Source organism: Microbacterium trichothecenolyticum (assembly GCF_041938625.1).
Lineage (GTDB): Bacteria > Actinomycetota > Actinomycetes > Actinomycetales > Microbacteriaceae > Microbacterium > Microbacterium trichothecenolyticum_D.
The window spans coordinates 135,928-155,432 of record NZ_CP169427.1 but is presented as its reverse complement, the minus strand read 5'-3'; the positions used below and the strand labels follow the sequence as shown (position 1 = coordinate 155,432).

Below are 19,505 nucleotides of genomic sequence, written 5' to 3'. Positions count from 1 at the left end.
AGTTGCGAACATGGGGACGGGAGCAGGACGACCCGAAACAGCGGGAAGGGCCGCCGGTAGGCTGGAACGCGTGAAGATCCTGGTTCTCGGCTCGGGCGCGCGAGAGCACGCCATCATCCTGGCGCTGCGGTCGGAGGAGGCCGAGCACGAGATCTTCGCGGCCCCCGGCAACGCCGGCATCGGGCAGGACGCGCAGCTCGTCGCCCTCGATCAGAACGACCCCGCGGCGGTCAGCCAGTTCGCGATCGACCACGACATCGCGCTCGTGGTCATCGGCCCCGAGGCCCCGCTGGTCGCGGGCGTCGCCGATGCGGTGCGAACGCGCGGCATCCCGGCGTTCGGGCCCGGCAAGGAGGCCGCGCAGCTCGAAGGCTCCAAGACGTTCGCGAAGCGGATCATGGATGCCGCCGGAGTTCCGACCGGCCGCGCCGTCCGCGCGCACACGCGCGCCGAGGTCGAGGCCGCGTTCGATGATCTCGGCGCCCCGCACGTCGTCAAGGCGGACGGACTCGCCGCCGGCAAGGGCGTCATCGTGACGAGCGACCGCGACGCCGCCCTCGCGCACGCCGACGAGTATCTGCCGTCGGGCGCGGTGCTCGTCGAGGAGTTCCTCTCCGGCCCCGAGGTGTCGCTCTTCTTCCTCAGCGACGGCGACCACGTGCTCCCCCTCAGCCCCGCCCAGGACTACAAGCGCCTGCTCGACGGCGACGAAGGCCCCAACACCGGCGGCATGGGCGCGTACTCGCCGCTGCCGTGGCTCGACGGCAGGTTCGGCAGCGAGCGCGAGTTCGTGGAGCTCGTCACGCGCGACATCGCCGAGCCCGTGATCCGTCAGCTGGATGCTGAGGGCACGCCGTTCATCGGACTCCTCTACGCCGGTCTCATCCTGACCGACGACGGCGTGAAGGTCATCGAGTTCAACGCCCGCTTCGGCGATCCCGAGACCCAGGTGGTGCTGCCCCGGCTCGTCGACCCGCTGTCGGAGCTGCTGCTGGCCGCGGCATCCGGTCACCTCGAGGATCTCCCCCTCCCGGCTTTCGCCAACGACGTCGCCGTGACGGTCGTGCTCGCGAGCGAGGGCTACCCCGCTGCTCCTGTGACCGGGCGCGCACTGACGAACCTGCGCGAGGCCGAGGCCGTCGAGGGCGTGCACCTCGCCCACGCCGCCACCGCCGAGACGGACGGCGGTCTTGTCGCGACCGGCGGCCGGGTGCTCAACGTCGTCGGCGTCGGCACGACGTTCGTCGAGGCCCGCGCCCGCGCCTACCGCGCGCTCGGCGCGATCGGCCTCGAGGGCGGCCAGCACCGCACCGACATCGCCGCGCGCGTCGCCGAAGGGCTCTGACGCATGCGCCGGCGCGCGGCATCCGTCCTCTCCGTCGCCCTGCTGCTCGTCGGCGGCGTCGTGTCGGGGTGCTCGGCGAGCGTCGCCATCGACGCCCCGGGCACCGAGCTGATGGACCAGGCGCACCAGGTCGCGAACGAGGCCCTCGTGGCCGCGGCGACGACGGGACTGCAGGCGCTGCAGGCCGCGGGCGGCGTGACCGAGGATGCCGTGCGCGACGCGCTCGAGGCGGCTGGCGCGGCTGAGGTCGAGACCCGCGTCGTGGGCGACAGCCTGCTGTTCGGCGCGGAGGTCTCGGGCGGGTGCGTGTACGGCTCGGTCGGTGCCTCGGGCTCGGTCTCGATCGACCTCGGCGGCGTGAACGCCGACGGCGGGTGCCTGCGCGAGGAGTGAACCGCGGGTCCTCGGCCGATCGGACGAGGCGGTTCGAGCCGGGCGGCCGAAGCGGCGCAGCATCCGTTCTCGCGAACATGGCGGCATGACAACCGCCAGGATCCAACCGCGGGTCGCCCGACGCCGGCCCGAGTGGCTCGTGCCCGCCGGCCTCATCACCCTGAGCCTCGTGCCTATGGTGGCCGGGTCCGCCCGGCTCACGCAGCTCGCCACGGGGGCCGCGGTGACCGCCGAGAACGCCCGCTTCTTCGACTCGCCTGTCCCCGTCGTTGCGCACATCGTCGGGTCGAGCGTGTTCCTCGTGCTCGGCGCGCTGCAATTCGCCCCGTCACTGCGCCGGCGGCGCTGGCACCGCATCTCGGGCCGTATCGTCGCACCTGCGGGCCTCGTCTCGGCGCTGTCGGCGCTCTGGATGACGCTGTTCTACGACATGCCGGCGTCCGTCACCGGGCCGGGGCTGGCGGCCGTGCGGATCGTGCTCGGCACGGCCATGGCCGCGGCGATCGTCGTCGCGTTGGTCGCGATCCGCCGTGGTGACGTTCGTACGCACAGCGCGTGGATGACGCGCGCATACGCGATCGGCATGGGCGCCGGCACCCAGGTCCTCGTGTTCCTGCCCTACACACTCCTGGCCAGCCCGCCCGCGCCACTGACCCGTACGCTGCTGATGACGGCCGGCTGGGTGATCAACCTCGTCATCGCCGAGATCGTCATCCGCCGGCGCGCCAGGGCAGGACGCCGGCGCGCCGGCGCCCCGATGGCGGCGAGCGGCGCCCGCCTATCATGAGGGCATGACGAGCCCGGTCCGCGCGCTCTGGGACGCGCCCGCGGCGGCTCCGGCGCCGCCCCGGCGGGTCTGGCGCGACGGGGTGCTCATCGTCGCGATTGCGCTGCTGGCGGTGGTCGAGGCATCCGTTCGCACCGACGTGCCGTGGCGCTGGCTGTGGGCCCTCGTGCTCATCGCGCTCGCGCCGACGCTGCTGTGGCGCCGGTCGCGGCCCTTCACGATGCTCGCGATCGCGTTCGCCGTCGGCACGACGGTGGGGCTCGCGACGGCGGGCGACCCGCAGCTGTACACGACGGCGTACTTCCTGATCCTGCTCTACGCGGTGTTCCGGTGGGGCTCCGGGCGCGCGATGGTCGCCGGTGGCGCGCTGGTCGTGATCGGGATGCTGCTCACCTTCCTCGCGACGCCGCCCGAGCTCGCCGACGTCATCGGCGGCGTGGCCGTCGCCGTCACGACGAGCACGCTCGGCCTCGCCGTGCGGTGGCGACGCCGGGCGCGCACCCGCGAGCTCGAGCAGGTGCGGCTGCTCGAGCGCGCGCAGCTCGCGCGCGACCTGCACGACACCGTCGCGCACCACGTCTCGGCGATCGCGATCCAGGCGCAGGCCGGTTCCGCGGTCGCCGCCACCGATCCGGGCGCGACGGTGCAGGTGCTGCACGCGATCGAGGCCGAGGCGACACGGACGCTCCGCGAAATGCGCGCGATGGTGGGCGTCCTGCGCGCGCCCGACGACGCGCTCGCGCCGACACCGGGGCTCGCTGACATCCACGGTCTGCAGACGGCGGATGCTGCGACCCCGGCCGTCGCCGTGCGGCTCGGCGGTGTCCTCGACAGCGTGCCGCCGGCGGTCGCGGCCGCGGTGTTCCGGATCGCGCAGGAGGCGGTGACGAACGCGCGCCGTCACGCGCGAGAGGTGACCCGCATCGACGTGGGGGTCGATGTCGACGCCGACGGCGTGCGACTGGAGGTCCGCGATGACGGCGGGGGCGCAGCATCCGTTCCGCCTCCCGGCTACGGGATCACGGGCATGCGCGAGCGTGCGGCGCGGCTCGGCGGGACGTGCGACGCCGGGCCGGCGCCCGGAGGCGGCTGGGTCGTCGCCGCGACGCTCCCGCGGGCAGGATGGACGGCATGAGCGTGCGCGTGCTGGTCGCCGACGACCAGGACCTCGTGCGGACGGGGCTGCGCATGATCCTCGATGCGCAGCCCGACATCGAGGTGGTCGGCGAGGCCGCGGACGGCGCCGAGGCGGTCGCGCTGGCGCGGAGCCTCGGGCCCGACGTGTGTCTTCTCGACATCCGCATGCCGGTCATGGACGGGCTCGCGGCGACCCGCGAGCTCGCCGGTCCGGATGTCGCCGACCCGATCCCCGTCGTGGTCATCACGACCTTCGACCTCGACGAGTACGTCTACGAGGCGCTGCGCGCGGGAGCGCGCGGGTTCCTCCTGAAGGACGCCGGCGCGGTGCTGCTCGCCGAAGCGGTGCGTGCAGCCGCGCGGGGCGACGCGCTCATCGACCCGAACGTCACGGTGCGGCTCATCGAGGCGTTCGCCGGCGGAGCACCGGAGCCGCCGCCGCAGCCGTCGAGTCCCCTCACCGACCGGGAGGAGGCGGTGCTCGCCTGCGTCGCCCGCGGCCTCGGCAACAGCGAGATCGGCGACGAGCTGCACGTCTCGCTCAGCACCGTGAAGACGCACCTCGCGAGCATCATGACCAAGCTCGGCGCCCGCAATCGCGTCGAGCTCGCGATCTGGGCCCACGAACGCGGCCGCGGCCGGCGCTGACGCCGCTGGGCAGGAGACAAGAAGAAGGACGCCGACGCCGCGGTGCTGGGGGACAGGCGGGGCCGGCGTCCTGGCGACGCCCGGGATCCGGAAGGACCCGGCGGGCGTCGGAAGACCTGAGCTGGGGAATCAGGTCTGTCGGCGGATGAAGCGCATCAGCCAGGCGATCACCGCGATGACGATGATGATCAGGCCGATCCACAGCAAGAACTTGGCTGCTTCGATGAACACGCCCAGCAGCAGCAGGGCGATTCCGACGATGAGCAGGATCACTGCGAGTCCGGTCATGTCACCCATGCTCGGGGGCCGCGTCCCTGCCGGCCATCCTCTTGACAAGGCTCCCCAGCGGCGCTACCCGCGCACCCCGACGCCCGGCGTCAGTCGACCGTCGCGTCGGCCTGAGCGGCCTGCCACTCCTCCGTCGAGGTGCTCTTCGGCCGGCGCAGGAACAGCACCACGACGACCCCCGCGAGCATGACCACGGCCGGCAGCAGGATGGCCTGCGCCATCGCCTGCGAGAACCCGTCGATGACGAACGGGGGCAGCGCTCCTTCGCCGAACCCACCCGATGCATCGGACGCGCCGGGGAGGTTCGCCTCGAGGCGGGCCTGCATGAAGGCCGCGATCGATGCCGAACCGATCACCGAGCCGATGGTCCGGGTGGTGTTGTAGATGCCCGCACCGGCACCGGCCTGTCGTGGCGGCAGGTTCCGCGTGGCGGTCGTCGCGAGCGGACCCCACATCCCGGCGTTCCCGATGCCCATGAGCGCCGACGGAAGAAGGAACATCCAGATCGGTGTGTCGACGTTCATGAGCGACGAGTACCAGAACAGCGACCCCGCGACCATGAGCAGGCCCGGCACCAGCAGGAAACGGGGATCCGTGCGGTCGAGGAGACGCCCGGCGAAGGGCGCGCCTACGCCGGAGAGCACCGCCATCGGGATGAGCAGCAGCGCCGACTCGGTCGGGGTGAGACCCCGCGCGAGCTGGATGAAGAACATCAGGGGCAGCGACATGCTCGTCACCGTGAATCCGACGATGGCGATCCCGAGGTTCGAGACCGAGAAGTTGCGGTCCCGGAACAAGGGCAGCGGCACGAGCGGCTCGCTCTCGGTGCGCGCCTGCGTCCAGATGAACAACGCCATCACCGCGACGCCGCCGACGATCATCGCCCACACCCACGGCGCCCAGTCGTGCTTCTCGCCCTCCTGCAGTCCGAACACGATGAGGAAGAGGCCGACGGCGCTCAGCACGACGCCGACGACGTCGAAGCGATGCGGGTGCGTCTCGAGCTTCGGCACCAGAATCCACGCGAGCACGAACGCGACGACGCCGACGGGGATGTTGATGAAGAAGATCCACTCCCAGCCGAGGCCGTCCACGAGCAGGCCGCCGGCCAGCGGCCCGACGAGGGTGGCGACACCGGCGGTCGCGCCCCACAGCCCCATCGCCGCACCACGGCGGTTCGGCGGGAAGGTGCGGGTGATCACGGCCATCGTCTGCGGCGTCATGAGCGCGGCGCCGAGCCCCTGCACGGCGCGGGCGACGATGAGCATCTCGAGGGTGCCCGAGAAGCCGCACCACAGCGACGCGAGCGTGAACACCGAAAGGCCGATCAGATAGATGTTCTTCGGCCCGAAGCGGTCGCCGAGGCGGCCCGTGATGAGCAGCGGCACCGCGTACGCCAGCAGGTACGCCGAGGTGACCCACACCACGTTGTCGAGGTTGTTGGTGTCGGGGTCGAGCGCCGCCTTGATGGCGGGGTTCGCGACCGAGACGATCGTCGTGTCGACGAGGATCATGAAGAAGCCGATGACCAGCGCCCAGAGGGCGGGCCACGGGCTGCGGGGCTTGTGGCCGACGGCGTAGGCACCGGTGATCGGGCCGGCGACCCGTGCGGTGGCGGATGCCGCGCCCGCCGTGGGGCGGGACTGCGGCGTTTCGGGGGTGGTCACTGTCGTGCTGCCTTTCTCTGGGCGAGATAGCGTTCCGAGGGGGTCGGGGCGGGACCCCAGGCGAAGTCGGGATCGGCGATGCGCGGGAGCATCGCGTCCATCCACGCGAGCTCCGCGCGAAGGAGCGCGAGCTCGCGGTCGATCTCGATGAGGTACTGCTCGGGCACGCCCTTCTCCAAGGCGTGACGGTGGCCGTCCCCGAGGGAATCGAGCGCTGCGGCGAGTGCCGCTCGACGGGTGCGGAGCAGCTCGATCGCCTCGTCACGATCCAGGCCGTGCACCTCGGCGAGCGCGACCCGGAACTCGGCCGGCCGATCCACGCGCGGCAGCTCGCGGCGCACCCATTCGAGCACCGCGGCGGCGCCGGCATCCGTCTGCGTATACGTGGTGCGCTCGGGGCGATTGCCCTCGCGGTCGACGCCGACCTCGGCGATCAGTCCCGCCCGTTCGAGCCGTCCGACCGTGTGATACACCGTGCCGTTCGTGATCGTCACGAGCCGGTCGTCCCGGCGGAAGTGCATCAGCCGGATCATCTCGTACGGGTGCATGTCGCCCTCGCTCAGCAGCGCGAGCACGGCTACCCCGAGGGGGGTCAGGCGGGCGACGGCGTCGGTCACGATGATCACTCCAGTTCGATTAGTCCATGTGGACTATACCCCTGTTCGCCGGATGATGCCCCCCTCGCGCCCTGTCGGTGAGGAGTCGTACGGTGAGGGTCATGGCAGACAAGGGAGCCGCACGACGGGCGAAGTTCCCCGAGTCGTACGCGATCTTCGACCCGATCGTGGCGGAGTGGACCACCCGCCCCGACGTCTCGCTCGGTGCGATGTTCGGCTCCGAGGGTCTCAACGTGCGCGGCAAGGTGTTCGCCTTCGTGACCTTCGAGGGCGCGCTCATGGTGAAGCTCCCCGAGAGCCGCGTCGGCGAGCTGGCCGAGGCCGGCGAGGCCGAGCCGGCCGTCATGCGCGGCAGACCGATGCGCGAGTGGGCGACCGCGAGGACGGATGCTGCGGACCGCTGGCCCGCGCTCGTCGCCGAGGCGTTCGCACACGTCGACGAGATCACGCCATGAGGCCGCCCGGGGCCACGCGGCCCCCACCCCGAAACCCGCCGGAGCCACCCGGGATAATGGACGTGTGACGGCTATCCCCACCCCCACGACCGAGCTCTCCGGCTGGCGGCACGCCTACTCCGGCAAGGTGCGCGACCTCTACGTCCCGGCGGAGACGCCCCAGGGGGCGACGCCGGAGCGGATGCTCGTCGTCGCGAGCGACCGCGTCAGCGCGTTCGACCACGTGCTGTCGCCGGGCATCCCGGGCAAGGGCGAGCTGCTCACGACCCTCAGCCTGTGGTGGTTCGACCGGCTCGCGGGCGCGGACGGGGGTCGCAGCATCCCGAATCATCTCGCCGCCTCGCACGAGCTCACGCTCGGCGCCGACGGACAGGCGAACACCCCCGACGACCTGAAGAGCCTGATCCCGGATGCCGTCACCGGCCGCGCGATGGTCGTGAAGAGCCTCGACATGCTGCCGATCGAGTGCGTCGTGCGCGGGTACCTCACCGGGTCGGGCTGGGCGGAGTATCGCGAGAACGGCACGGTGTGCGGAATCGCGCTGCCCGAAGGCCTCTCGAACGGCGACCGGCTGCCCGAGCCGATCTATACGCCGGCGTGGAAGGCCCCGATGGGCGAGCACGACGAGAACATCTCGTACGAGCGCACCGTCGAGCTCGTCGGCGCCGAGCGCGCGGCTGAGCTGCGCGACCTCTCGCTCGAGATCTACGCGCGCGCGGCGGCCACCGCCGAGACGCACGGTGTGATCCTCGCCGACACGAAGTTCGAGTTCGGGCTCGACGACAACGGCGTGCTGACCCTCGCGGACGAGGTGCTCACGAGCGACTCGTCACGATACTGGGATGCTGCGGCCTGGGCCTCGGGCACCACCCCCGACGAGCGCATGGCGAGCTTCGACAAGCAGATCGTGCGCGACTGGCTCGCCGCGAACTGGCCCGCGCCGCGCGAGGGCGAGCCGCCCGCGCTTCCCGCCGACATCGTCGCCCGCACGACCGCCCGCTACCGCGAGCTGCTCGAGCGCCTCACCGCGGCCTGACCGCTCTGCGCAGCATCCGCGATCAGGCGTTCTTCATCGCCTTCAACCGCGCGAGCAGCACGGGTCCGCTGCGGTCGAGCATGCGTCCGCCGATGAGGATGCCGGCGACGAGCACCGCGGAGCCGAACAGGACGCCGATGGCGAAGGCGATCCAGCTCAGGGTCGGGCTCCGCGTGAAGTAGCCGGCGATGCCGACGATCAGCGCAGGCGCCGAGAGCGCGAGCGCCACCAGCCAGATGCCGAAGAACGCCATGCCCTGGAGGAACGTCGTCCCGGGGACGCGCTTGAACGGATTGTCGCCCGAGGCCGGCACCGGCACCACGAGCTGGGCCGACGTGACGGCGCAGACGCCGTAGCAGGTGAAGAGGATCCCGAGCGCCATTCCGAGGACGCCGGGCAGCTGCGCCCAGTCGCCCGCGAGTGCCAGCGGCAGGACCGCCGCCAGGAGCACCAGCGGCACGGCGACTGCGGCGGCCGCGAGAGTGCGGCCGAGCCGGTCCGCACGGCCGCGCGCTCCGGTCGCGACCTCGGTGCCGAACGCCGTGCCGTCGTACGAGATGTCGGCGTAGACCACGATGCCGATGATGAACGCGATGATCGGCGCCGAGAAGGCCAGCGCCACGAGGGGGTCGCCGCCTCGGGCATAGAACCACAGCAGCACCGGCACGAGGGGCACCGCGATGAGCTGGCGGAGGTATCGCGGGTCTCGCGTCCAATACGTCAACGCCCGCGCGAAGACCGCACCCGCAGCTCCCGTCGGCACGCGGCCGAACCACCCGATCGACCCCGAACTCACGGCAACGGCAGACGAGAGCCGGGGGCGGACGAGCGCGCGGGCCAGCGACGCGCGCCACAGCACCCACAGCGCCGCGAGGGTGGCGAGGGCGATGAGCAGCTTGGCCGCGGCTGCCGTGAAGTCGCCCGCGGCGGCGTCGGCCGGCACCGCCCATGCGGCGCCGAGCGGGGTCCAGCCGAGCGACGGCAGCAGCTCGGCGAGGGTGTCGGCGTTGACCGTGACGCCGGAGGCGAGCCCCGCGATGATCGGCCCGGCCAGGATGATCGGGATGAAGATCAGAATGCCCGCCACCTCGCGGAAGCGGCGTCCGCCGCCGAAGCCGGAGGCGACCGTGGCGACGGCGCGCGAGGCGACCACCGCCGTGAGGATCGCCACCGGCGTGCTCACCAACCACGCGAGGATCGCCGCCGGCCAGTGCGCCCACGTCGCGATCGTCGCGAGCGCGGCGACGGACGTGATGATGCCGGGGATGCCGCAGACCGCGGCGACCGTGAGCGCGACCATCATCCGGGAGGTCGTCATGGGGAACACGACCAGGCGGTCGGGGTCGAGCGTCGTGTCGACGCCGAACGCCACGAGCGGGATGAGGGCCCACCCCAGGGTCACGAGCGATCCGGCGCCGACGATGACCGTGCCGGCGAGCCGGACGTCGGTGAATCCCAGCAGCACCAGACCGGCGATGATCCCCAGCAGGACCACGACGCCGTACAGCGCGCCGAGGATGAATCCCACGAGCTGCCACGGGCTGCGCGCGAGCTGATTGCCGAGAACGCGGAACCGCAGCCTCAGGAGCGTCGCAACCATTCCGGTCCTTCGGTGTGACGGCGACCGCCGACGAGGTCGACGAAGCGGTCCTGCAGGGACTCCCCCGCGCGCACGTCGTCGACGGTGCCGGCGACGAGCAGGCGGCCCGCCGCGACGATCGCCACGTGGTCGCACATGCGCTGGACGAGATCCATCGAGTGGCTCGAGACGATGACGGTGCCGCCACCGGCCACGTAACCGGCGAGGATGTCCTCGATGTTCGCCGCTGACACCGGGTCGACCGACTCGAAGGGCTCGTCGAGAACGAGCAGCCGCGGTGCGTGGACCAGGGCGCACGCCAGCGCGATCTTCTTGGTCATACCCGCCGAGTAGTCGACGACCATCGTGCCCGCAGCATCCGTCATGTCCATGAGCGAGAGCAGATCCGCCGTGCGCTGCGCGATCTCGTCGTGAGACAGACCGAACAGCAGCCCGTTGTACGTGACGAGCTGCTCGCCCGTGAGTCGGTCGAACAGCTTCACACCGTCGGCGAGGTTGCCGACCATCGCCTTCGCCTTCACGGGTTCGCGCCACACATCGACGCCGTGCACGAGCGCCTGACCGGCGTCGGGCATGAGGAGCCCGGTCGCCATCGACAGCGTCGTGGTCTTGCCGGCGCCGTTCGGGCCGACCAGTCCGTAGAACGATCCGGTGGGCACGCGCAGGCTGACATCGGCCACCGCGAGCTTGTCGCCGAAGCGCTTGTGGAGTCCGCGAAGTTCGAGTGCGGCGGCGCCCTGCGCCCCATCGGTGGACGGCGTCGGCGGGGTCGCTAGGTCGGTCACGTGTCTCCGTCGGTTCGGCATGGATGGCCCGGGTGCGAGCGGGGTCCCGGTCAGCCTCTCGGATGCCGCGTGGCCGAGGCAACTCGCCCGCACCCGCTCGCTAGGGTGATCCTCGCATCATCACCCGAGCGCTAAGGAGCGCGCATGCCTCTGTGGACCATTCACGGCAACGGCCGGACCGTCGAACCCGGGAAGGTCGTGAAGCCCGACGAGCGGCTGAATTGGCCCGCGACCGTCGCGATCGGCGCGCAGCACGTCATCGCGATGTTCGGCGCCACGTTCCTGGTGCCGGTGCTGACGGGCTTCCCGGTGTCGACCACGCTCCTCTTCTCGGGCATCGGGACGCTGCTGTTCCTCCTCATCACGAAGAACCGCCTGCCCAGCTACCTCGGCTCGTCGTTCGCATTCATCGCCCCCGTCACCGCCGCCACCGCGTCGCAGGGCATGGGCTCGGCCCTCGCCGGCATCGTCGCCGTCGGCGTGCTCCTCGCGGCCGTCGGATTCATCGTGCAGTTCGCCGGCCTCGGCTGGATCGAGAAGCTCATGCCGCCGGTCGTCGCCGGCGCCATCGTCGCGCTCATCGGGTTCAACCTCGCGCCGGTCGCGTGGCAGAACTTCCAGCAGGCACCGATCACGGCGACCATCACGCTCGTCGCGGTGATCCTCGGCAGCGTGCTGTTCCGCGGGTTCCTCGGACGCATCTCGATCTTCCTCGGCGTGATCGTCGGCTACATCGTCGCGCTCCTGCGGGGCGAGGTTGACTTCACGCAGGTGAACGAGCTCGTTGCGACCGGTCAGTGGGTGGGCCTGCCGACCTTCCAGTTCCCGACGTTCGGCAACCCCGGAACCTGGAGCGTCATCGCGATGTTCCTGCCGGTCGTGCTCGTGCTCATCGCCGAGAACGTCGGACACGTGCGCGGCGTCGCGACCATGACCGAGGCATCCGTCAACCAGTACACGGGCCGCGCGCTCATCGCCGACGGTGCAGCGACCGTGCTCGCCGGCACCTTCGGCGGCTCGGGCACGACGACGTACGGCGAGAACATCGGCGTCATGGCGGCGACCCGCGTGTACTCGACGGCCGCGTACTGGGTCGCCGGCGTCTTCGCGATCCTGCTGTCGCTGTCGCCGGTGGTCGGCGCGGTGTTCAACTCGATCCCCGCCGGCGTGCTCGGCGGCGTGACCACGGCGCTGTACGGCCTCATCGGGATCATCGGCATCAAGATCTGGGTCGACAACCGCGTGGACTTCTCGCGCCCGGTGAACCAATACACCGCCGCCGTCTCGCTCGTGATCGCGATCGCCGGCTTCACCATGGTGTGGGGCGACTTCCAGCTCGGCGCGATCGTCATCGGCGCGGCTGCGGCCCTGCTCATCTACCACTTCGGCAACGCCATCGCCCGCTGGCGCAAGACCGGTGCCGACGACGGCGGTCCGCTTCCCGCGGTGGGCCAGCTCGGCGGCGACCCGCAGGACTCGCAGGTCAAGTAGGCGCCGGGCCGAGGCATCCGTTCCCCTTCATTCGTGCGGATGAGGGGAATGGATGCTGCGGGCAAATGGTTGTAGCTACACGTGAATGAGAGTGCGCACTCCGACCGGCTCGCCGCCGCCACCTCGATGGGGGCGGTCACGCTCCTCGTCGGCGACCTCGACGGCATGACCGCGTTCTACCGCGACGTCATCACCCTCCAGGTGCTGTCGGCCGAGGGCGACGAGGTCGTGCTCGGGCGCGCGGGCCGCCCGGTCGTCGTGCTGAAGCACGAGCCCGCCCTGCGCCACGCGAGCCCGGGCGCCGCGGGCCTGTTCCACACCGCGATCCTGTTCGAGACGCAGGAGGCCCTCGCGGCGGCGCTCTACAGCGTCGCGCAGCGCGCGCCTCATACCTTCACGGGTTCGGCGGATCACCTGGTGAGCCAGGCCTTCTACCTCACCGATCCGGAGGGCAACGGCGTCGAGCTGTACTGGGATCGGGCCCGGACGGAATGGTCGTGGACCCACGGCAACGTCGAGATGGCCACCCTGTACCTCGACCCCAACGGCTTCCTCCGCGCGCACCTGACCGAGCGGGCCGCGAGCGGCGGGACCGGGCAGGACGCAGCATCCGTCGGTCACGTGCACCTGTCGGTCGGCGATGTCGCGAGCGCCCGCGCGTTCTACGTCGACGCGCTCGGCTTCGACCAGACGGCTGAGCTCGGCAACCAGGCGCTGTTCGTGAGCGCCGGCGGCTACCACCACCACATGGCGATGAACGTGTGGAACTCGCGCGGCGCCGGGCCCCGGATGCCGGCCCTCGGCCTCGGCCGCGTCGACCTGGCGCTGCCCGATGCCGACTCTCTGGGCGAGCTCGCGGAGCGCCTGCGCCACCACGGCCTCGAGGTGCGCGACGACGGCCGGACCCTGTCGTTCGACGACCCCTGGCTCAACCTGCTGCACGCGACGGTGCCCGGCCGCGGCTGACCGGCGCCCCCGAAGGCCCCATCTCTGCTCACCTGTCACGAAGTGTCGGTGCAGACTGCAATTTGTGACAGAGGAGCAGTCGAGACCCGAAGCCACGGACGCTCAGCTGGCACAAAGCGCCGGCTGCGGCGACACCTTGTGACAGGTCAGCAGTCAAGTCGGGACGGGTGACGCGTCAGACGGATTCGCGGACGACGAGCTCCGTCTCGAGGATCGTGACGTGACGCGGATGCCGCCCCGCGAGGAGATCCAGCAGCACCGTGGCCATGCGCTCCCCCTGCGCGAACGACGGCTGCCGCATCGTCGTCAGCGGCGGGATGACGGAGGTGGCCACCGGCGAGTCGTCGAAGCCGATGATCGCGACGTCCTCCGGGACGCGCAGCCCCTCGGCCGCGAGCACCGTCAGCACGCCGCGCGCCATGAGATCGCTGGCGACGAAGACCGCGTCGGGCCGGGCCCCGGTGGCGAGCACGCGGCGCATCGCGTCGGCGCCGCCGTCGGCGGTGAAGTTGCCGTCCTCGACGGCGATCTCGTCGAGATCCCAGGCGGCGAGCGCATCGCGGTACCCCTGCAGGCGGTCGACGCCGGCGGGCATGTCGCGCGGGCCGGTGATCGTCGCGATGCGGCGGCGGCCGCTCTCGATCAGGTACACCGTGGCGTCGTACGCCCCGCGGACGTTGTCGACGTCGACGTAGTAGTCACGGTCGCGCTCGCGCACCGGCCGGCCGCCGTAGACGACCGGCACGACGCTCGCGATGCGGTCGATGAACGTGTCGCTGGTGTGGTGCGAGACCACGATGGCGCCGTCGACGGCACCCGAGCGCACATAGCTCGTCGTCTTGTCGCCGGGGTCGTCGCTCGCGATGAACAGGTTGAGCACGTAGTCCGAGCGGCTGAGGCGCGAGTTGATGCCCGACACGATCGCCGCGAAGAACGGGTCGCCGAAGAACCGGGTCGTGTCTTCGGGCACGATGAGCGCGATGGCGTGCGTCTTCTGGCTCGCGAGCGACCGGGCGGCGCGGTTGGGGACGTAGTTGAGCTCGCTGATCGCGCGCGTCACCGACTCCAGGGCCTCGGGACTCACGGCGGTCGAGCCGTTCACGACGCGGGAGACCGTCGAGCGGGATACTCCCGCGGCCGCGGCGACCTCTTCGATCGTCACAGCGTGTGCGCTCCCCGCTCCCCGCGGCCGCATGGCATCGGTACTCATTCCTGTCCCCTCCTCCCGGATGCTACTGCGCCGCAGCCACTCCGCGCCGCAGTGCTACGACGCGACGGTCGCCGCGCGCGCGGACTCCAGGTCGATCGCCCGAGCGCCGATGATACGGCTGTACTCGAGCGCGCTGTCCTTCGGCGTGCGCTCCTGCGTGTCGTAGTCCACGCGCACGATCCCGAACCGCTTCTCGTACCCCCACGCCCACTCGAAGTTGTCGAGGAGCGACCAGTAGAAGTACCCGCGCACGTCGACGCCCGCCTCGGCCGCATCGAGGATCGCACCGAGGTGCCCCCGGAGGAAGTCGACGCGGTCGGCGTCGTGCACGCGCTTCACGTCGCCCTCGACCACGAGCTCGTCGTCGTAGGCGGCGCCGTTCTCGGTGACGTACAGCACCGTGCCGGCCGGCTCGGCGCACTCGTCCCACACCCGCTCCAGCAGCGTGGTGAGGCCCTCCGGCTGCACCTCCCACTGCATCGGGGTGCGCGGCAGGCCCCGCTCGTGCCAGTAGATGCCCTCGTGCGAGGGGAACGGCGAGCGACCGGGGCGGTCGGTCGGCGCGTCGCCGCCGATCGGCGGGTTCACGGGCTCGTGACCACCGACGTACTCGCCGTGGTAGTAGTTCACACCAAGCGTGTCGATGGGCGTCGCGATCGTCTCGAGATCCCCCGGGCGCACCGCGGTCTCCCACGCGGCGATGGCTGCAGCATCCACCCTCCGGATGTCCTCCACGATGTCGGCCGGGTAGTGCGCGCGGAAGATCGGGTCGAGGAACCAGCGGTTGAACTGGCCGTCGATGCGGCGCGCGGCGTCGACGTCGGCCGGGTCGTTCTCGTCGACCGGCTCGGCGACCGTGAGGTTCAGCGTGATGCCGAGCTTGAGCGACTCGTCTCGCGCGCGCAGCTCGCGCACCGCCTGGCCGTGGCCCAGCAGCAGGTGGTGCGCGGCGAGCACGCCCTCCTCGACGCTGTAGTGGCCCGGCGCGTGGAGCCCCGCGGTGTAGCTGAGGAACGACGAGCACCACGGCTCGTTGAGCGTGGTCCAGACGTTCACCCGATCGCCGAGCGCGTCGTGCATCGTGAGCGCGTACTCGGTGAAGAGATCGGCGGTGTCGCGGTTCGCCCAGCCGCCTTTCTCCTGCAGAGCCTGGGGCAGATCCCAGTGGTAGAGCGTCAGCCAGGGGAGGATGTCGGCCCCGAGCAGCTCGTCGACCAGGCGCTTGTAGAAGTCGAGACCCTTGAGGTTCACCGCCCCGCCGTCGGGCCGCACGCGCGACCACGACGTCGAGAAGCGGTACGTCTGCAGCCCCAGCTCCTTCATGAGCGCCACGTCATCGCCGTAGCGGTGGTAGTGGTCGCACGCCACGTCGCCGTTGTCGGCGTTGATGACGGCGCCCGGCACGCGGCAGAAGGCGTCCCAGATCGAATCGCGGCGGCCGTCCTCGTGGGCGGCGCCCTCGATCTGGAAGGCGGCGGTCGCGGCGCCGAACAGGAAGTCCTGGGGGAAGGCGCGAGGGATCGCGGTCGTCATGAGGTCAATGATCCTCTCGGGGAACGTTGGTGTCAGGAAGCCGAAGGCTGTAATTGTGGGGAAGGCCTAGCCCTTGACGGCGCCGGCCATGATGCCGCTGACCAGCTGCCTGCCGGTGAAGGCGAAGACGATGAGCAGCGGGATCGTGGCGAGGAGCACGCCGGCGAGCACGACCGAGTAGTCGACGAAGTAGTTCGACTGCAGGAGCGAGAGCGCCACGGGGAGCGTCGGGCTCTGCCGGTCGAGCACGATGAAGGGCCAGAAGAACTGGTTCCACGCGCCGACGAAGGTGAAGAGGAACAGCATCGCGGCCGCGGGACGCGCGGCGGGCACGCCGACCGTCCAGAACGTGCGGATCATGTTCGCCCCGTCCACGCGCGCCGCCTCGATCAGCTCGTCCGGCACGGTCTGCGACAGGTACTGCGTCATCCAGAACACGCCGAACGCACTGGTGAGCGCGGGGATGATGATCGCGCCGATCTGCCCCGTCCAGCCGAGGTCGGAGAACAGCAGGTACAGGGGCACGACGCCGAGCTGCATCGGCACCGCCATGGTCGCCACCACGAAGGCCAGCAGCCACTTGCCGCCCGGGAAGCGGAGCTTCGCGAACGCCCAGCCGGCGAGGGTGGAGAACAGGACGACGGATGCTGCGATCACGGTGGAGCTGAAGATCGAGTTCCACAGCGCCTGCCAGAAGTTGACGGCAGGGTCGTTGATGACCTTCAGCGCGTTGTCGATGAAGTTGCCGCCCGGCAGCCACGACATGTTCGGGTTGTTGATGGTCGAGGCGTCGCCCGAGCCGATCAGGAACGACCAGTAGTAGGGGAAGATCGCCGAGACCACGACGACCCCGAGACCGACGTACACCCAGAGCCCGGCGCGCACGCCGCGGATCTTCGTGGTCCGGCGGCTGCGGCGCGCGTTGGGGAGGTTCTCCTCGACGACGGCGAGAGGCGGGGTGTTGATGGCGCTCACAGCTGGGCTCCCTTCCGGCCGCGGCGGCGGCGCTGGATGACCCCGCGTCCGCCCTCGTCGCGGACGAGGGCACGGGTGACGGCGAGGTTGATGAGGCCGATCGCCAGGATGATGATGAAGAGGATCCACGCCAGGGCGGCGGCGCGACCGAAGTTGAACTCGCCCCAGCCGATGTTGTAGAGGTACAGCGTGATCGTCAGCCACTGGCCGGCGGCACCGCCGCGGCCGGTCTGATCGAACATGCGCGGCTCGTCGAAGATCTGCAGGCCGCCGATCGTCGACGTGATGATGACGAAGATGAGGGTCGGCTTCAGCGAGGGAAGCGTGATGCTCCAGAACTGGCGGAAGGCGTTGGCGCCGTCGACGGTCGCCGCCTCGTAGTATTCGCGCGGCACAGCCTGCATGGCGGCGAGAAGGATGAGGGCGTTGTAGCCGGTCCAGCGGAAGTTGACCATCGTGGCGATGGCGATGTGGCTCCAGAACGGATCCTTGTGCCACTGGATGGGCTCCAGCCCGATGCTGGTGAGGATGTTGTTCACGAGGCCGTGATTGTCGCCGAAGAGGTTGCTGAAGATCAGCGCGACGGCGACCGGGGCCATGACGTACGGGAGCAGGACGCTCATCCGCCAGAAGGTCTTGGCCCGGATGTTCTTGTCGAGCATCGCCGCGATGAACAGGGCCAGGATGAGCTGCGGCACCGACGACAGCAGGAAGATGCTGAAGGTGTTCCGCAGGGCGATCCAGAAGTCGGCCTGCGACAGGATCCAGATGTACTGGTCCAAGCCGACGAAGGTGCCGGAGTTGCGGACCAGGTCCCATTCCTGGAACGAGATCACCGCCGTGTAGACGATCGGGAAGAGTCCGACGATCGCGAACAGGATGAAGAACGGCGAGATGTAGAGGTAGGGCGAGACCTTCAGGTCCCAGCGGCTCAGCTTGTGGGAGAAGGAGAGGACGCGCGGCTGGCGTTCCGGATCGGGCCGATCGGCCGGCCCGGATGCCGTCGTACGGGTGGCGGTCGTGGTCACCGGTGGCTCCGATTCGGGTGTCGAGGGTGGGCGTGGAGGCGGAGCGCGTGCAGGCCGGGGGGGACCCGCACGCACTCCGCTTCTGCTGTCAGACCTCGTCCGGGCGAGCGGACGCGGTCGTCAGTGTCGGCCTATCAGAAGGCCTCGACCTCGGCGACGTACGCGTCCCACGACGCCTGGGCGTCCTGGGTGCCGTCGAAGACGCGGGTGATGGCGTCCTGGAGCGCGGTGTTGTACTTGAAGTAGTCCGCGCTCTTGTACGGGGTGACGGTGATCGCCTCGGAGCGGTCCGCGAAGATCGTGCCCGTGGGCGCGTCGGCGAAGTACTCGTTGGTCGAGTCGGTGATCGACGACGCGCTCTGCGCCTCGAGTGCGCTCGGGTAGGCGCCGACGTTGACGAACGTCTTCTCCTGCTGCTCCGGAGCCGTCAGCCAGTCGGCGAGGGCGAGGGCCTCCTCGACGTTCTTGCCGTTGGCCGGAACGGTCAGGTACGAGCCACCCCAGTTGCCGCCGCCGTTCGGGAACGCGTTCGCGATCTCCCAGCCGGTGACCTCGGGCGCGTTGCCCGAGATGATGCCGAGCATCCACGGCGGGCACAGCATCGCGGCGAACTCGCCGTTGGCCATCGACGCGTTCCAGTCGTCCGACCACTGGCCCGAGTAGGCCGAGTTCGGGATGCCGCGCTCGACGACGAGGTTGTACGCGGCCTCGAGCTCGGGGTTGTCGGTCGCGACGACGGTGCCGTCGGGCTCGTCGTAGGGGAACTCGATCTGGTTGACGATGCCCTGGAACGCGGAGTTCGCGGAGTCGAGCATCGGCTTGCCGGTCGCCGTCTTGTACTGGTCGGCCAGGTCGAAGAACGTGTCCCAGTCGCCGTCGATCGCCGAGGCGACCTCGTCGGGCGTCGAGGGCAGGCCCGCGGCGGCGAACAGGTCGGCGCGGTAGCAGACGGCCTGCGGGCCGATGTCGGTGCCGAAGCCGACGAGGCGGCCGTCGGCGTCGGTCGCGGCGGCTTCCTTCCACTCGACCCAGCGGCCCTTGGCGCTGTCGGGCACCTCGGCGAGCAGGTCGGAGTACTGCATGGCCTCGGCGAACCAGTCGACCTCGACCGCCTCGATGTCGGCAAGGCCCTCCTTGCCGAGCTTCGCGAAGAAGTTCGTGCGGGCGTCGTCGGTGATGGCGGCCTTGTTGTGGACGATCTTGATGTTCGGGTTCTCGTCCATGTACTCCTGGAGGAGCTCGTCGTCGTACCCGAAGTCGTTGAACGTGGCCAGGGTCAGCGTGATCTCGCCGTCTTCGCCACCGGCCTCGTCTCCGCTGCCGCCGGCGCAGCCGGCGAGGACGATGGCCGAAGCCGAGAATGCGGCGATTGCCACTGCGCTTCTGCGGAAGGCGCGTGCGTTCACTGTCACTCCTTTGTGTTGTCAGGGTCGTGTGTGTTGCAGGACCGGCGCGGAGGGAACCGTGCCGTGGTGGTCGTGGGAGCGTTCCCATCGATCGAGACGCAACGCTATGGGATCGCTCCCATGAAATCAAGGGAGCGC

General features: G+C 70.5%; 19 protein-coding genes. 9 read left to right on the top strand and 10 right to left on the bottom strand.

Translation table 11 applies throughout. The annotated features are described in order from the left end of the window. Nucleotides 1-70 precede the first annotated feature (70 nt). The 5 genes from purD to ACEYYH_RS00725 all read left to right on the top strand — a co-directional run bounded on the left by purD (nucleotide 71) and on the right by ACEYYH_RS00725 (nucleotide 4,310). Nucleotides 71-1,345 carry a phosphoribosylamine--glycine ligase gene (gene purD, locus ACEYYH_RS00745; RefSeq protein ID WP_374976404.1) on the top strand — a complete coding sequence of 425 codons (1,275 nt, stop codon included), beginning with the start codon at nucleotides 71-73 and terminating at the stop codon, nucleotides 1,343-1,345. 3 nt (nucleotides 1,346-1,348) lie between these two features. Beyond that, the gene (locus ACEYYH_RS00740; RefSeq protein WP_374976403.1) at nucleotides 1,349-1,738 is read left to right on the top strand and encodes a hypothetical protein; all 390 of its coding nucleotides are present in this window, start codon (nucleotides 1,349-1,351) and stop codon (nucleotides 1,736-1,738) included. An 85-nt stretch (nucleotides 1,739-1,823) separates the two neighbouring features. Further along, on the top strand, nucleotides 1,824-2,525 hold the full coding sequence (locus tag ACEYYH_RS00735) for a DUF2306 domain-containing protein (protein ID WP_374976402.1): 702 nt from the start codon (nucleotides 1,824-1,826) through the stop codon (nucleotides 2,523-2,525). A 4-nt stretch (nucleotides 2,526-2,529) separates the two neighbouring features. Continuing rightward, on the top strand, nucleotides 2,530-3,660 hold the full coding sequence (locus ACEYYH_RS00730) for a sensor histidine kinase (RefSeq protein ID WP_374976401.1): 1,131 nt from the start codon (nucleotides 2,530-2,532) through the stop codon (nucleotides 3,658-3,660). After that, nucleotides 3,657-4,310 carry a response regulator gene (locus ACEYYH_RS00725; protein ID WP_374976400.1) on the top strand — a complete coding sequence of 218 codons (654 nt, stop codon included), beginning with the start codon at nucleotides 3,657-3,659 and terminating at the stop codon, nucleotides 4,308-4,310. The genes ACEYYH_RS00730 and ACEYYH_RS00725 overlap by 4 nt, the downstream gene beginning before the upstream one ends. A 129-nt stretch (nucleotides 4,311-4,439) precedes the next feature. On the opposite strand, the gene ACEYYH_RS00720 is transcribed toward ACEYYH_RS00725, so the two are convergent. The 3 genes from ACEYYH_RS00720 to ACEYYH_RS00710 form a co-directional block, all read right to left on the bottom strand. Further along, complete coding sequence (locus tag ACEYYH_RS00720) at nucleotides 4,440-4,598, bottom strand: hypothetical protein (RefSeq protein WP_181911765.1); 159 nt, start codon at nucleotides 4,596-4,598, stop codon at nucleotides 4,440-4,442. 89 nt (nucleotides 4,599-4,687) lie between these two features. Then, entirely contained in the window at nucleotides 4,688-6,190 is a 1,503-nt protein-coding gene (locus ACEYYH_RS00715; protein ID WP_374978282.1) for a DHA2 family efflux MFS transporter permease subunit, read from the bottom strand. A gap of 71 nt (nucleotides 6,191-6,261) precedes the next feature. Continuing rightward, nucleotides 6,262-6,891: a PadR family transcriptional regulator gene (locus ACEYYH_RS00710; RefSeq protein WP_374976399.1), complete on the bottom strand. Its 630-nt coding sequence runs from the start codon at nucleotides 6,889-6,891 to the stop codon at nucleotides 6,262-6,264. A 92-nt stretch (nucleotides 6,892-6,983) separates the two neighbouring features. Between ACEYYH_RS00710 and ACEYYH_RS00705 the strand changes: the two genes are divergently transcribed. Together ACEYYH_RS00705 and ACEYYH_RS00700 are read left to right on the top strand one after the other, a co-directional pair. Then, nucleotides 6,984-7,337, top strand: a complete 354-nt coding sequence (locus tag ACEYYH_RS00705; protein ID WP_374976398.1) for a hypothetical protein — start codon at nucleotides 6,984-6,986, stop codon at nucleotides 7,335-7,337. A 64-nt stretch (nucleotides 7,338-7,401) separates the two neighbouring features. Continuing rightward, nucleotides 7,402-8,373, top strand: coding sequence for a phosphoribosylaminoimidazolesuccinocarboxamide synthase (locus tag ACEYYH_RS00700; RefSeq protein ID WP_374976397.1), 972 nt, complete (start codon nucleotides 7,402-7,404; stop codon nucleotides 8,371-8,373). A 22-nt stretch (nucleotides 8,374-8,395) separates the two neighbouring features. On the opposite strand, the gene ACEYYH_RS00695 is transcribed toward ACEYYH_RS00700, so the two are convergent. Together ACEYYH_RS00695 and ACEYYH_RS00690 are read right to left on the bottom strand one after the other, a co-directional pair. Next, nucleotides 8,396-9,973, bottom strand: coding sequence for a hypothetical protein (locus ACEYYH_RS00695; RefSeq protein WP_374976396.1), 1,578 nt, complete (start codon nucleotides 9,971-9,973; stop codon nucleotides 8,396-8,398). After that, entirely contained in the window at nucleotides 9,955-10,779 is an 825-nt protein-coding gene (locus ACEYYH_RS00690; RefSeq protein WP_374976395.1) for an ABC transporter ATP-binding protein, read from the bottom strand. The genes ACEYYH_RS00695 and ACEYYH_RS00690 overlap by 19 nt, the downstream gene beginning before the upstream one ends. 123 nt (nucleotides 10,780-10,902) lie before the next feature. Here ACEYYH_RS00690 and ACEYYH_RS00685 point away from each other — a divergent pair, with 123 nt between their 5' ends. Both ACEYYH_RS00685 and ACEYYH_RS00680 read left to right on the top strand, forming a co-directional pair. Then, nucleotides 10,903-12,249, top strand: coding sequence for a uracil-xanthine permease family protein (locus ACEYYH_RS00685; protein WP_374976394.1), 1,347 nt, complete (start codon nucleotides 10,903-10,905; stop codon nucleotides 12,247-12,249). Between the two features lie 126 nt (nucleotides 12,250-12,375). Beyond that, nucleotides 12,376-13,215 (top strand): VOC family protein, encoded by an 840-nt coding sequence (locus ACEYYH_RS00680; protein ID WP_374978281.1) that lies wholly within the window; start codon nucleotides 12,376-12,378, stop codon nucleotides 13,213-13,215. A gap of 175 nt (nucleotides 13,216-13,390) precedes the next feature. On the opposite strand, the gene ACEYYH_RS00675 is transcribed toward ACEYYH_RS00680, so the two are convergent. The 5 genes from ACEYYH_RS00675 to ACEYYH_RS00655 form a co-directional block, all read right to left on the bottom strand. Continuing rightward, on the bottom strand, nucleotides 13,391-14,425 hold the full coding sequence (locus ACEYYH_RS00675; protein ID WP_374976393.1) for a LacI family DNA-binding transcriptional regulator: 1,035 nt from the start codon (nucleotides 14,423-14,425) through the stop codon (nucleotides 13,391-13,393). Nucleotides 14,426-14,479: 54 nt separating this feature from the next. Then, nucleotides 14,480-15,958 carry a glycoside hydrolase family 1 protein gene (locus ACEYYH_RS00670; RefSeq protein WP_374976392.1) on the bottom strand — a complete coding sequence of 493 codons (1,479 nt, stop codon included), beginning with the start codon at nucleotides 15,956-15,958 and terminating at the stop codon, nucleotides 14,480-14,482. 66 nt (nucleotides 15,959-16,024) lie between these two features. Next, complete coding sequence (locus ACEYYH_RS00665; protein ID WP_374976391.1) at nucleotides 16,025-16,933, bottom strand: carbohydrate ABC transporter permease; 909 nt, start codon at nucleotides 16,931-16,933, stop codon at nucleotides 16,025-16,027. Continuing rightward, on the bottom strand, nucleotides 16,930-17,961 hold the full coding sequence (locus tag ACEYYH_RS00660) for a carbohydrate ABC transporter permease (protein ID WP_116194993.1): 1,032 nt from the start codon (nucleotides 17,959-17,961) through the stop codon (nucleotides 16,930-16,932). The genes ACEYYH_RS00665 and ACEYYH_RS00660 overlap by 4 nt, the downstream gene beginning before the upstream one ends. Before the next feature lie 134 nt (nucleotides 17,962-18,095). Next, entirely contained in the window at nucleotides 18,096-19,337 is a 1,242-nt protein-coding gene (locus ACEYYH_RS00655; protein ID WP_374976390.1) for an ABC transporter substrate-binding protein, read from the bottom strand. Nucleotides 19,338-19,505: the final 168 nt, after the last annotated feature.